This window comes from Natronorubrum daqingense (genome assembly GCF_001971705.1).
In the GTDB taxonomy this organism is placed as follows: Archaea; Halobacteriota; Halobacteria; order Halobacteriales; family Natrialbaceae; genus Natronorubrum; species Natronorubrum daqingense.
The window spans coordinates 45,668-58,065 of sequence record NZ_CP019327.1 but is presented as its reverse complement, the minus strand read 5'-3'; the positions used below and the strand labels follow the sequence as shown (position 1 = coordinate 58,065).

General features: G+C 64.1%; 11 protein-coding genes. 5 read left to right on the top strand and 6 right to left on the bottom strand.

Going from position 1 to position 12,398, the window contains the following annotated elements; translation table 11 throughout:
• Positions 1 to 226 precede the first annotated feature (226 nt).
• Positions 227 to 604 (top strand): DUF7532 family protein, encoded by a 378-nt coding sequence (locus tag BB347_RS00245; protein ID WP_076580208.1) that lies wholly within the window; start codon positions 227 to 229, stop codon positions 602 to 604.
• Between the two features lie 67 nt (positions 605 to 671).
• The gene (locus BB347_RS00240; RefSeq protein WP_076579638.1) at positions 672 to 2,108 is read left to right on the top strand and encodes a DUF402 domain-containing protein; all 1,437 of its coding nucleotides are present in this window, start codon (positions 672 to 674) and stop codon (positions 2,106 to 2,108) included.
• 11 nt (positions 2,109 to 2,119) lie between these two features.
• On the opposite strand, the gene BB347_RS00235 is transcribed toward BB347_RS00240, so the two are convergent.
• From BB347_RS00235 to BB347_RS00225, 3 genes are all read right to left on the bottom strand, one after another.
• Positions 2,120 to 2,578: an NUDIX hydrolase gene (locus tag BB347_RS00235; RefSeq protein ID WP_076579640.1), complete on the bottom strand. Its 459-nt coding sequence runs from the start codon at positions 2,576 to 2,578 to the stop codon at positions 2,120 to 2,122.
• Between the two features lie 102 nt (positions 2,579 to 2,680).
• Entirely contained in the window at positions 2,681 to 3,667 is a 987-nt protein-coding gene (locus tag BB347_RS00230; RefSeq protein ID WP_076579642.1) for a bile acid:sodium symporter family protein, read from the bottom strand.
• Positions 3,668 to 3,846: 179 nt separating this feature from the next.
• Positions 3,847 to 4,902 carry an aldo/keto reductase gene (locus tag BB347_RS00225; protein ID WP_076579644.1) on the bottom strand — a complete coding sequence of 352 codons (1,056 nt, stop codon included), beginning with the start codon at positions 4,900 to 4,902 and terminating at the stop codon, positions 3,847 to 3,849.
• Positions 4,903 to 5,076: 174 nt separating this feature from the next.
• Here BB347_RS00225 and BB347_RS00220 point away from each other — a divergent pair, with 174 nt between their 5' ends.
• Positions 5,077 to 5,322, top strand: coding sequence for a hypothetical protein (locus tag BB347_RS00220; RefSeq protein WP_076579646.1), 246 nt, complete (start codon positions 5,077 to 5,079; stop codon positions 5,320 to 5,322).
• Between the two features lie 26 nt (positions 5,323 to 5,348).
• On the opposite strand, the gene BB347_RS00215 is transcribed toward BB347_RS00220, so the two are convergent.
• Both BB347_RS00215 and folP read right to left on the bottom strand, forming a co-directional pair.
• On the bottom strand, positions 5,349 to 6,107 hold the full coding sequence (locus BB347_RS00215; RefSeq protein ID WP_076579648.1) for a hypothetical protein: 759 nt from the start codon (positions 6,105 to 6,107) through the stop codon (positions 5,349 to 5,351).
• A gap of 131 nt (positions 6,108 to 6,238) precedes the next feature.
• Positions 6,239 to 8,776 carry a dihydropteroate synthase gene (folP, locus tag BB347_RS00210; protein WP_076579650.1) on the bottom strand — a complete coding sequence of 846 codons (2,538 nt, stop codon included), beginning with the start codon at positions 8,774 to 8,776 and terminating at the stop codon, positions 6,239 to 6,241.
• 150 nt (positions 8,777 to 8,926) lie between these two features.
• Here folP and BB347_RS00205 point away from each other — a divergent pair, with 150 nt between their 5' ends.
• On the top strand, positions 8,927 to 9,589 hold the full coding sequence (locus BB347_RS00205) for a GNAT family N-acetyltransferase (protein WP_076579656.1): 663 nt from the start codon (positions 8,927 to 8,929) through the stop codon (positions 9,587 to 9,589).
• A gap of 136 nt (positions 9,590 to 9,725) precedes the next feature.
• On the opposite strand, the gene BB347_RS00200 is transcribed toward BB347_RS00205, so the two are convergent.
• On the bottom strand, positions 9,726 to 10,508 hold the full coding sequence (locus BB347_RS00200) for an ABC transporter ATP-binding protein (RefSeq protein ID WP_170871997.1): 783 nt from the start codon (positions 10,506 to 10,508) through the stop codon (positions 9,726 to 9,728).
• A 202-nt stretch (positions 10,509 to 10,710) separates the two neighbouring features.
• On the opposite strand from BB347_RS00200, the gene BB347_RS00195 reads away from it, so the two are divergent.
• On the top strand, positions 10,711 to 12,378 hold the full coding sequence (locus BB347_RS00195) for a hypothetical protein (protein WP_076579660.1): 1,668 nt from the start codon (positions 10,711 to 10,713) through the stop codon (positions 12,376 to 12,378).
• The last annotated feature ends 20 nt before the right edge of the window (positions 12,379 to 12,398 follow it).

Here is a 12,398-nt window from a genome sequence, read left to right as displayed (position 1 = left end):
CGACACTCGCTTCGAATTCTACATTCCGTTTGCGATCGAGGGGTTGAAGTCCAAGAAAAACAGGTGTATCCAGGTATCGATAGTACATTCGAGCATAACGAACGCCGTTAATTCATTTGAAGAGACGTTCACGTATTCTAAAACTCGTTTACACACTCGAGTCGGTGCTCGCAGCACCTAGCGCGCACTCGGAATGCACAAAGGCCTCCCTCACCAACCGACGAGTATGCACTTCGATCAGCGAACCCAGCAGGCGCTGCGGGAGGTCGGTCTCGAGACCGACGACCTTCGAGCCGCCTCAGAAGCCGTCGTCGAGGCCGTCGAAGCGGACGCGCGGGCGCTCGAGGACTTCTTCGACGAGTACGACACCGTCTACTCTGATATGGATATGGCTCACTCGAGCGCCGAGTTCCCCGAACACGCGGTCGAGCACCTGGACCTAATGACTCACGCCGACGAGATGCGCGGCTGGCTCCGATTCGATACGTGGGGCGCGTACGTCGAGAACGGACGGCTCTTGCCCGACGACTCCGTCGAACTGACGCTCGGGCCGACGATCAACGACCGCGTTCGGTTCGCCCCCGACCGCGAGACGTTGCGGTGATCGACGTGCGTGGAACGCTCAGACGTGACACAGGACGCGACCTACTGCGGACGACGGGGGGATTCTAATGACGAGCGCGCGAGTCCGTGGCATCTACACCACGGCCATCACCCAGCTTATCGAGGAGAACGGCCTCGACGTGGTACAGGCATCGGACCCGATCCAGGCGCGTTTCGACACGGACTTTGCGACCGAACCGGCCGACGTGACCCTCGAGACGACACGAGACAGACAGGGCGTCGAAGTTTCCGGCGTCCCCGATGACGTCGACGAAATCGCGGCCGAACTCGAGTCCCTCGCGCTCGATGCCTTCCGCTGGGAGGACGCCGTCGCTCGCGGCACCGTGTTCGACTGCGAGGTGCTCGAGGCTGGCGGCGGCAGCGGCGCGACGGTCGACCTCGGCGAGGGGCGACGCGGCTACCTGACGTACGACGACGTGGACGGCTACGTCGACGACGGAAACCGCTATCGCGTGCAGGTCCGCGAGCCGACGCCGCCCTGGAGCGACGACGACCCGCGAGTCGTCCCGACGCTCGAGGTGCAGGGTGGACTCTGCTACCTCTCGGGGGACCGAACCGGCGTTTCTGCGGCCCTCCGTGGTGAGCGAGCCGAGGAACTCGTCGGGATGACCGAGTTGCTCTCGGTCGACGTACCGGCGGGCTGGGGCCTGCGCTGGCAACGCCCAGCCGTCGACGCGGACCTCGAGGGCATGACGGACGCCCTCGAGCAGGCTGTAACTCGCGCGGAGACGCTCGAGGACGAACTCGCGGACGCACCCGACGACCCTGGCGAACCACAACTGCTCGCGTCGCCGCGTCGGACGGCGTGGTGCTGGTTCGGCCGCGAAACCCGGTTCGAACTGGACACGCTGCGACGCGACGTCGAGACGACGATGCCCGGCCACCACCGAACCAAGGCCGCCGATCGGGCGGCGAGCGCGGCCGTCGACTTCGCGGAGGCCGTCTCCGAACTCGATAACGCCACCGAATCCGAGGACGACGATTTTCCGTTCGCCGCCGTCTCCGAGCAGTTCGGCCCGACGACGGGCGACCGCCTCGAGATTCACCACGGCAAACCCGACGGCCAGTGCTTCTCGCTCGGTCGAGGCGAGGTGACCGACTGGGATCGCGACGGCTCGATTACGCTCGAGCGCTCGATGCGCGGGGGCGGCAGCTACGACGCCCTCGGCGTGGCGAAAGCAGACGGCGACGTGGCCGTCACGAAGTTTCGGGAGGGACGTTGGTGGTATCCGACGACGTACAAAGCCGACGACGGCTCAACGAAGGGAACCTACGTGAACGTCTGTACCCCCGTCGAACTGTTTCCGGACGCGGCGCGCTACGTCGACCTCTACGTCGACGTGATTCGCCTGCCAGACGGGACGGTCGAAATCGTCGATGCGGACGAACTCGAGGCCGCAGTCGACGAGGGCCACGTCACCGAGGAGTTGTCCGCGAAGGCGATGGGCGTCGCCGAAGCCGTCGAGCGTGCGCTGTCGAAGTAAGCGGAAGAACGCTAATCGGATGCAGAAGCGACGTCGCCGCGGAGGCCACCGGTCGGCAGCAGGTGCACGTAGTCGTCGAGATCGAGGGCAAACGACTGCGTGGTCGTCGGCTGGACCCAGCGGAGGTCGAACTCGGCACCGTCTTCTTCGCCGCCGTCAGTTACCGTGTGGGTCCAGCGATCGCGTGAGTCCTGTACCGTCGAGTGAAAGAAATGACGGACGTAGCGCTTGGGCGGCGACTCGCGACGCGTCCAGACGTCGGTCGTCAGGTGTGTCGTTCCGCTTAGCGTCTCGAGGCCGCTCTCCTCGCGAACCTCTCTAAATAGCGCCTCGCGCGGCGATTCACCGTCCTCGAGCGTGCCTTTCGGGATCTGGAGGCCGTCGTGACCCGGCCCGTCGAAGACCAGGAGTTCGCCCGTCTGGCGAGTGATGTATGCACACGCTTTCTGTACATACGTAACGGTATTCATAGTATACTAACTCACACCACCCCCGTTGAAAAGTCTGACCCCAATACTGTTAGCGTTTGATGGGAAAAGCAATACGAATACTGAAAAGTCAAGTGATTCGGATTAGTCGGCTGCGGAGGTCGAGTCGGACCCCGAAACCGTCTCGTCGTCGAGATGCGTAAAGAGGGTCGCGAGTGCGGGGCCCGAGATGTTGTGCCAGACGCTGAATAGGGCCGGAATCAACGCGGCGATCGGGTCGAAGAAGGCGACCGCCAGCGCGACGGCGAGACCGCTGTTCTGCAGGCCGACTTCGAACGCGCAGGCGCGTGCTCGGGGTTCGCTCATCCCGGTCGCCCGGGTGATGCCGTAGCCGGCACCCAATCCGAGGGCGTTGTGAACGATGACGGCGAGGAAGACGAGCGCGCTCGCGGCCAGAATCTCTTCGACGTTGAGGGCGACGATGCCGGAGACGATGGCGACGATCGCGAGCACGCTGATCGCGGGGAAGATCGACAGCCCGACCTCCGCGGCGGCCGGCGCGTGCTCGTCGAGGAGGTACCGAAGGATCAACCCGCCGACGACGGGGAGGAGGACGATCAAGACGATCTCCTGGGCCATCTCGCCGAACGTAACCGTCACCGACTCGCCGGCGAGGAGGACTACCCAGGCGGGCATGACGATCGGTGCGGCGATGGTCGTCACCGACGTGATCGTCACCGAGAGCGCGACGTCGCCCCGGCCGAGGTACGTCATGACGTTCGAGGCCGTTCCGCCGGGTGCCGCGCCCAGCAGGATGAGTCCGACGCCGATCTCCCACGGCAATCCGAGACCGATCACGAGTGCGTAGGCGAGCACCGGCATGGCGATCCACTGGATCATCGATCCGACGAGGACGTCCTGTGGGCGCTCGAGGATGCGCAAAAAGTCCGCCGGCGTGAGCGTCAATCCCATTCCGAGCATGATGATGCCCAAAAAGAGCGAGATGTAGTCGCTGATCGGGACGAAGGGCTCCGGCGAGTAGAGTGCGAACCCCGACGCGATCACTACCCAGACGACGAAGTACTTGCTCGTGAACTGTCCGATTCGCTCGAGTCGAGAGTATTTTCCCATTCGATAGTCACCAATCCGTGAGTGTCACAGTCACACTCTCTCGGGTCGGTATAAGAAAGCGGAGGATTTGCCTCATCCGTTCCGTGAGTTGCTGTGAATACCGTCTCAGCGAAAACTGAACGAGTCAAAACGAAGGCGTTCACTCGACGGCGAAAACGATCAGTCGACTGCGAAAACGATCAGTCCGCAGCGAGTTTGTCGAGGCCGGCCGACGAGATGTCTTCGCCGTCGACCGAGGAACGAAGCGAGTCCATTCCGTCGTCGCGGTCGATGTCGAAGTCGTTCGCGTACAGTTCTTCGACGCGGGCCATCTCCTCGTCGGAGAGTTTCGGCACCTCGCTCGCGGCCGCCCACTCGTCGATATCTGCTTTCGTGCGGAACGTCGGCGTCACGCTCGCGACCGGGTCGTGGCTCAGGAGCCACGCGATGGAGGCCTGTCCCATCGTTCGCTCGCCATCTCGTTCCAAAAAGCGCAGGTTCTCGAGTTTCTCCCAGCCCGTTTCGTACCACTCGTCGGGGCGGAAGCCGCGGTGGTCGCCCTCGCCGAGTTCCGTGTCTGGCCTAACCTGCTCGTTCAGGATGCCAGAGGAGTGAGGAACCCGGGGAATCAGGCTCGTCGAGGAGCCCGTTCGGTCGATCGTCTCGAGGAAGTGATTCCCGACTTCCTGTTCGAGAACGTTCCAGACGAGTTGCAGGGAGTCGAATTCCTCCTCGATGGCGAGGTCGCCCTCAGCGAGCCAGCCGATCGACGGGCCGAGTGCGAGGCCGCGAGCGCGGATCTTGCCTTCTTCCTCGAGTTCGTCTAAGAGTTCGAGCACGTCGGGCGTAATCTCGTCGACGTTGGCGTTGTGAAGTTGAAGCACGTCGATCGTGTCGATCTCGAGGCGCTCGAGGCTCTGCTCGACGGCGTCTCGAAGGTACTCGGGGTCCATCTCCTTCGGCAGTTCGCCGTGACCGGCCTGGGGGTTGTTGTAGAAGTCGTAGCCGACTTTGGTCGCGATCGTCACGTCCTCGCGAACGTCGGGGAGAAGCCGGCCCAGCAGTTCCTCGCTGCGGCCGTGGCCGTAGACGTCGCCGGTGTCGAGGTACGTAACGCCCTGATCGATGGCGTACTCGACCATCTCGAGTGCATCTTCTTCGGAGCGATCGCCCCACCAGTCGGTGCCGACGACCCACGCGCCAAAGCCGACTTCGCTGACCTCGACGCCGGAGTCGCCGAGTTCCTGAGAGTGCATACGATTGCCTTAGAATCGAGGGGACTTATCCTGACCGGAACGTCCCGCGCCACGGGAAAACCCACAAGCGAAAGCGACGGACGAGGCCACGCTCGAGGATCGATTCGTCCGGAGCGGAGCCACGACTACAGCGTCGTTCGAACGCTTCAATACCGCTGGCCTCGTGGGTCGAATATGGCCACCGAGCGTCCGGGACGACTCGAGCAATTCCTCCCCGTACTCGTGATCGTCGTCGCCGTGCTCGTGCTCGCCGTCGGCGTCCAGTACGTCGCCGTCTCGCAGTTCGATCCGCGATCGTTCACCGGCTGGGCGATCGGCGCGGGCGCACTTCTCGCCGTCGTCGCCGTCGTCGTTCCCGCGATTCTCTTTTACCAGTGGGAACGCGAAGAGCACGCAACCGCACAGAGCCGTCGACAGTAAGAGTCACCCGAGTCCGAATTCGGTGCTTACGAATCGTCGTCACTCGAGTCGGTCGATTCCGCCTCGTCCTCGTCCTCGTCGGGTTCGACTTTCAGATGCGAGGCGTCTTCCTCGGGCGTCTCCTCGGGTTCGTCGGCGTCTGTCTGGGTCGGCTGAGCCTGCTCTGGATCGGGACCGGTCGCTTCGCTGACCTCTTCGGCCATCGCGGTATCGGAGACGTCGACCTCGGTCTCTTCGTCGGTGTTTCGTCGCGGATCCTCCGCGTCGGCCTCGCTTTCGGGTTTCGATCGAGGCTCGTCACCCGACTCGTCGGTGAACTCGATTTCGGCGTCAGACTCGTCGTTTCGCTCGTCACCGAGTTGTGCCGAGTCGTCGATCTCGCCCTCAGCGTTGATCTGGGATTCTCGACCCGAGTCGTCACGCTCGGCGGCGGCGTGGGCCTGATCGGACGTCTCTTTCCCGTCGGTCTCACCGTCTACCTCCTCGAGCGACGGTTCGAACGTCTCCGCGATATCGTCGCTCGAGTGGTCGCGACCCTGTTGAACGCCGTAACCGAGCAAGCCGGCACCGAGTACGCCTTTGGGCACCGCGCGAAACTGTCCGCGGCTGAGCGAGCGCAGCGCCGAGAGGAGCAACACGCTCCCGGCGAGGAGCGCCACCAGCGCGCGTTTGGGCGTGCGAACGACGAGCGACGTGGCCGTCTCGAGTTGGTCGTCGATGTCGTACTCGTCGAGTCGATCCGTCGGCAACTCCGTCTCGTGGGCTGAATCGTGATCCTCAGACATAGGTTGATCCGATGCGCACGATGCGCTCGCCTCGACCTTACCGGGCCAGACAGTTGAATGTTTGACCGGCAGTTGAGACTATCGAGATCGAGACCGTTCACTCGAGGAACAAGACGGACCGGCGCTCACTCTCACCACTCGAAGCGCTCCGGATCGCGAGCGGCGAGTGCCGTCCGAACGGCGGCGACGTTTTCGGGCACGTCGTGGACGCGGACGATGTCAGCACCTCGGTCGGCGGCGAGCGCACTCGCGGCGACCGTCGCAGCCCCGCGTTCGCCGGACTCGCAACCGACGTGGCCGAACATCGACTTGTGGGAGTGACCGAACAACACGGGACAGCCTAACGCGTGGAACTCCGCGAGTCGGTCGAGAATCTCGAAGCTCTCGGCGGCTGATTTGCCGAATCCGATGCCGGGGTCGACAACGATCTTGTCGCGGTCGACGCCAGCCTTCTCGGCGAGGAGAATTCGCTCCGAAAGCTGGTCGATCACGTCCTCGACGACGTCGTCGTACTCGACGTCCCGGTCCGGAACGACCGGCGCGTCGATGCTGTGCATCACCACGAGCGCGGCGTCGTGCTCGGCGACGACGAAGCGCATCTCCGGGTCTTCAAGCCCCGAGACGTCGTTGATGATGTCCGCGCCGGCCTCGAGTGCGGCGTCCGCGACGGCGGCCTTTCGCGTGTCGATCGAGAGCTGGACGTCGAGATCCGCGAGCTGGGTGACGACGGGAACGACGCGCTCGATTTCCTCCTCGACGGGGACGGGGTCGGCACCGGGGCGAGTCGACTCGCCACCGATGTCGATCACGTCCACACCGGCGTCGATCATCGCTTCGGCCTGCTCGAGGGCGTCCTCGAGTGCGTCGTACTCGCCGCCGTCGTGGAAGCTGTCCGGCGTGACGTTCAAAATCCCCATCACGGCGGTGCGTTCGTGCCACGGATACGATGGCTTCGCTCGACTCTCTGACGATCCAGTCGCCTCGCTCGCGTCGGCGTTCTCGAGCGTCGCGCGAACGTCTCGGGCGACGTCGGTCAGAGCGGGTTCCCGTTCGGACTCGAGGGTGTCGACGAGACGCTCGAACTGCGACAGCGTCCCCATCAAGACCGCGTCGACGGTTTCGTCGTCCCGCTGGAGACCGGAGAGGGCGCACTCGCCGCCCTGGCGTAACAGCGCGGATTGCAGTGTGGTCGCGTGCTGGCGCTCGAGCGTGAGCGTGAGCACTCGGTGGACGGCCTTGCCTCGAGAGCTGTGGCTGGCGAAGCCGGGAACGTTCGCACTCGAGAGCGCGGTGCTGGCGTCCGCGAGGGTTCGAACGCGTTTCGGGACGCCGGTCGCCGTCCAGCGAGAACGCGCTTCGGCGACGGCGAATAACGAGCCGGTGACGAGTACGCAGTCGTCGGGACTCGCGTCGGTGAGTGTGCTCTCGAGGGCGTCGCGAACCGTCTCGTTCGTCCGAACGTCCGCGACGCCGGCGTCGTCGAACACCGTCGCGAGCACGTCTCGGTCCTCGGCGCGTGCGAGTGAGGGTTCCGTCGTCACCGCCGAGTCGGGCGTCGGTAACGCGGCGACCATCTCGCGGTGGTCCTTGTCGTGCATCGAGCCGAAGACGACCCGGAGGTCGTCGTAGGCGTACGTCGAGAGCGTTGCCGCGAGTTGCTCGCAGGCACCGGGGTTGTGCGCGCCGTCGAGGATCACCAATGGCTCCGTATCGAGGACCTCGAATCGACCCGGCCAGTGTGCGTTTCGCAGCCCTCGAGCGAGGTCGTCGTCTGCGATATCCGCGACCTGTTTCGCGAGGACGGCCGCGATACCGGCGTTTTCCGCCTGATGAGCGCCCGGCATGGGAAGTCGCGTCTCGAATCGCCAGTCGTCTCGTCTAATGGTGACGGCGCTTTCGGTGTGGTTCACTCGACCCTCGTACTCGACGAGCACGTCGGCGGGTTCGTCGTCACTCGGATCGTCTGCGAGTTCGTCCGCGGTTTCTTCGTCCACAGTCTCTCCGCCGTCTTTCGGCCTCGAGCGAACCGTCACCACCTCGTCGGCAACGTCCCGGACACCCGCGAGTGCGTCACCCGAGACACCCGTCACCAGCGGCTTGTCGGTAGGGGCGACATGGGCCTTGTCTCGAGCGATTTCGGCTTCGGTCTCGCCGAGAATACCCGTGTGCTCGAGCGTCACGCTCGTCACGGCGCTCGCGATGGGGTCGACGACGCTCGTCGCGTCGTACTTCCCGCCGATACCGACCTCGAGGACGGCGACGTCGACGTCCTCGCGCCCGAAGTGCCAGATGGCCATCGCCGTCATCGTCTCGAAGAACGTCGGCGAGTTGCCGTCGGCACCACGTTCGGTGAGGTACTCGCGAGTCGCCTCGACGTAGTCACGAACGGCCCCGCGAGGAATCTTCCGCCCGTCGACGCGGATTCGCTCGCGAAGGTCCTCGAGGTGTGGCGAGGTGTACAGTCCCACGGAGTACCCGGCCGCTCGAAGGCTCTGTTCGACCATTCGTGCCGTGCTCCCCTTCCCGTTGGAGCCGGCAATCTGTACGAACTTCACCCCCTCGTGGGGCGACTCGAGGTACTCGAGGAGCCCCGCCGTGGATTCCGTCCCCGGCTTCGGGCGGAACCGCCGCAGATCGAAAAGAAAGTCCGCTGCCTCGTAATACTCCATACCCAAATCACAGAGTCCGCGCGCTTTAGGGTGTCGGAGTCGCGTTCGTGACGCTCGAGTGAGAGGTGTCTGTCAGTCGCTGTGATACTCTCTTAACGTGTCTAATGAGATACCAGAATGTTCTTTTTGCCCGTTGGAATACGGCGGGGTATGTTGTTCCCCGAGACGATCGAGACCGAGCGACTGACGCTCGAGCCCCTCTGTCACGAGACCGTCGACGTCTTCGACTTCTATCAGTGTTGTTCGACGCACGAGCAGGGGATCGACGAGGTGACGCGGTACTTGCCGTGGAATCCACACGAAACGGTCGCGGAATCGAAGGCACACATCGACGAACTCGAGCGCCAGTGGGAGCAGGGAAATCGAGCGCAGTACGTAATTCGACCCAAAACCGGGGAGGACGGTGCCGGAACGATCGCGGGTGCAGGTGGACTTCGACTGGACTGGGAGACGCAGACCGCAAAGCCCTGCATCTGGTTGCGCAAACCGTTTTGGGGACGAGGGTACTCGGGCGAGCGCGCCGCCGCCGTCATCGAACTGGCGTTCGACCAACTGGATCTCGAACTCGTCGCCGTCACTATCCAGGACGGAAACGAACGCTCGCGAAACGCTGCCGAGTCCTACGTCGACAGCTACGACGGCCAGTACGACGGCATCATCCGCAACTCGGACGTCAGGCCGGACGGTGAAATCATCGACCACCACCGCTACACGATCACGCGAGAGCAGTATCGGCAGTCGGACGGTGGCGATCGAGACGAAACGGCGGAGACGCTCTCTTACGAGCAAGCCACAGGTCGATCGAACGACTGATCAGCGATCGAAGAACGGCTGATCGGCGTCCGCAGGACGACTGATCAGTGACTGTAGAACGAGTGACAGACGAACGAAACGAAACCGGTCCCCCGAGCGTCGAAGCCCTACACACCGGCGGAACTCTCCCACTCGACTACTTTGCAGAAGGTTCCGTTTCGGGTGCCTGCTCGCCGTGGTCCTGCGTGACCTCGAGAAATGCTTCCTCGAGACTGCGGACTTCGCCGGTTTCGGCGCGAGATTTCAGCGTCTCGGGGTCGCCCTGTGCGACGAGTTCGCCGCCGTGGAGGACGCCGATTTCGTCGGCCAGCGCGTCGACGACGGGGAGGATGTGCGTCGAGAGGAAGATGGTCATCTTCTGATCCGCGAGGTCGGCGATCGTCTCGCGCATCGTTCGGGCGGCGCGGGGGTCGAGTCCGCTCGTCGGCTCGTCGAGGAAGGCGACGGCCGGTTCGTGAAGCACGGCTTGGATGACGCCGACTTTCTGACGCATCCCCTTCGAGTAGCCCTCGATGCGCCTATCGGCGTCCTCGAGGAGGTCGAATCGCTCGAGGTGTGCGCCGATGCGCTCGGAGGCGACGTCTGCGGGCAGGTCTCGCAACCCGGCAGCGTACTCGAGTTGTTCGCGACCGGTGAGTTCGTCGTAGATCGGCGGCTCTTCGGGAAGATAGCCGATATGCGGGGTGACCGACTCGCGGTCCGTGATCGGGTGGCCGGCGACGCGGGCCGTTCCCGACGTGGGTTTCGTGAGCGTCGTCAACATCCGCATTGTCGTCGTCTTCCCCGCGCCGTTGGGTCCGAGAAAGCCGTACACCGTTCCCTGCTCGACGGACATCGTCAACTCGGAAACGGCAGTCGTGTCGCCGTACCGTTTCGTGAGCCCGTCGGTTTCGATGGCGGGGGCGTCGGCGGGGGTCATAGTGGCTCTTTCGCGCCAGTCGACGTAAATGTATGACATGTTCGTCCGGCCCGCTGGAGAGAACAGCCACACAATCGAACCCGATGCATGACAAAATCCAAACGATTTACTGGTTGCACGACGCCGAATTGTGTATGGTTCCCGTCGCTACGCGCCGAGTAACAGCGATTCTCGCCCCTCGAGTGAGTCGCGGTGATCACTCGTGATTCGAACCTCCCTCGTCGTCGCCAAAACGGAGTTTCGCCGCACGATACGGGCCGTCTCGTCCGAACGATCGAAACTGCTCATGCTGGCGCTACTCGCCGTCTTCATGTTCGGCTCGATCGTCGTCGCCGGCGGCTACTTGCTCCCGATGCTCGGTGAACAGGTCGCAGACGGCGTCACCTCGAGCGAGGCTGCGATGGCGATCGAACTCGCGACTGGAGGCACCGCCGTCGCCTGGCTCTTTCTGACGTTCATGGCCGCGATTCGTGCGTTTACGGCCGCCGGTTCGGTCGACGAACCCGCCTTCTTGTTGACGTCGACGTCGCTCCGAACCGTCGTCGTCGGCGTCGTTGGGTCCGAAATCCTGCTCTTCGCCGTCTGGGTGCTCCCGCCGGCGCTCGTTCTCTCGGCCGCGTTCGCGTTCGGGGCCGGGACGATCCTGCCCGTTGCGCTCGCTGTCATCGTTGTACTGTTGGCGCTGTTCACGGCCATCCCCGTCGGATTCGTCCTCGGCATCTGGGTTCGCCACCTAGTCACCGTCTACGAACCCATCGCACAGTATCGACTGCTGGTGTTCGTCGGATTCTGGGTGCTCTACTTCGGAGCGATCGCGACGGGTCGATTCAACCTCGTCCTCGATCAGCTCTTCGTCGCCCTTCAGGACAGTCCACTCGGCTGGGCCGGCCACCTGCTCTTGCTCGCCGTGCCAAACGTCGACGCCTCGAGCACCAGCGCCCTCGCCGCAGTCGTCGGCGCGGTGGCCCTCAGCGGCGCTGCGCTCGCCGTCGGCGTCGCCTCCGCGCGCCGCCACTGGTTCGCGGATCCGGCCCGATTCGAGGACACGTCGGAGCCGACACGGAAGGAGAGTCAGTCCTCGAGTCGACTCGATACGATCCTCGGTCGCGTCCTCTCTCGGCCGACTCGAACGGTCACCGTGACCGCAATTCGTCGGACGAAACGGGCACCGATCCGACTGGCGTACGTCGGCTATCCACTGTTCGGCGCGCTCGTCTTCGCCCAGGAGATTTTCCAGACCGGAACCGTCCCCGCTCACGTCGCCGTCTTCCTCTCGCTGTACGTCGTCTGGGCCGCGGGTGCGCTGTTCACGCTGAACCCGCTGGGCGATCTCGGTCGAGGGCTCCCAGCCGTCGTCGCCTCGCCGCTCACCGGAAGACAGGCGATTACGGGACTCGTCGTCGCCGGTTCCCTCGTCGCCGCCCCGCTCGCCCTCCTCGTCTCGCTTTCTCTGGGCCTGATCAGTCCGCTCTCGCTCGAGCAGACGGCCGCGCTGGTCGCGGCGACGACACTCGGTGCCGTCGTCACGCCCGCCCTCGCGACGGGGATCGGCACGGGCTTCCCACGATTTGGAAGTGTGAAGGTGACGAACAGCCGCGAAGCTGTGATGCCGAGCAAGCTGGCGTTCATCGTCTACTCGATCGCGATCATCCTCCCGGCGGTCGCCGCGCTCGTCCTCTACGTCGACGCACCCGAACTCATCGCAGAGTTGCTCCTCGTGGTCACTGTGTGGGCACCCGGCCCCGAGCTAGCGGTCTCCGCTCGAGGAATCGAAATCGCCGCGTGGACTGTTCTCGTGCTCGGACTGATCGCACCGATCGTCTCCGCGCTGTTCGCGAGAGAGCAGTTCGACTGGTACACGCTCGAGTAACGGACCAACTTGGTTCCCTC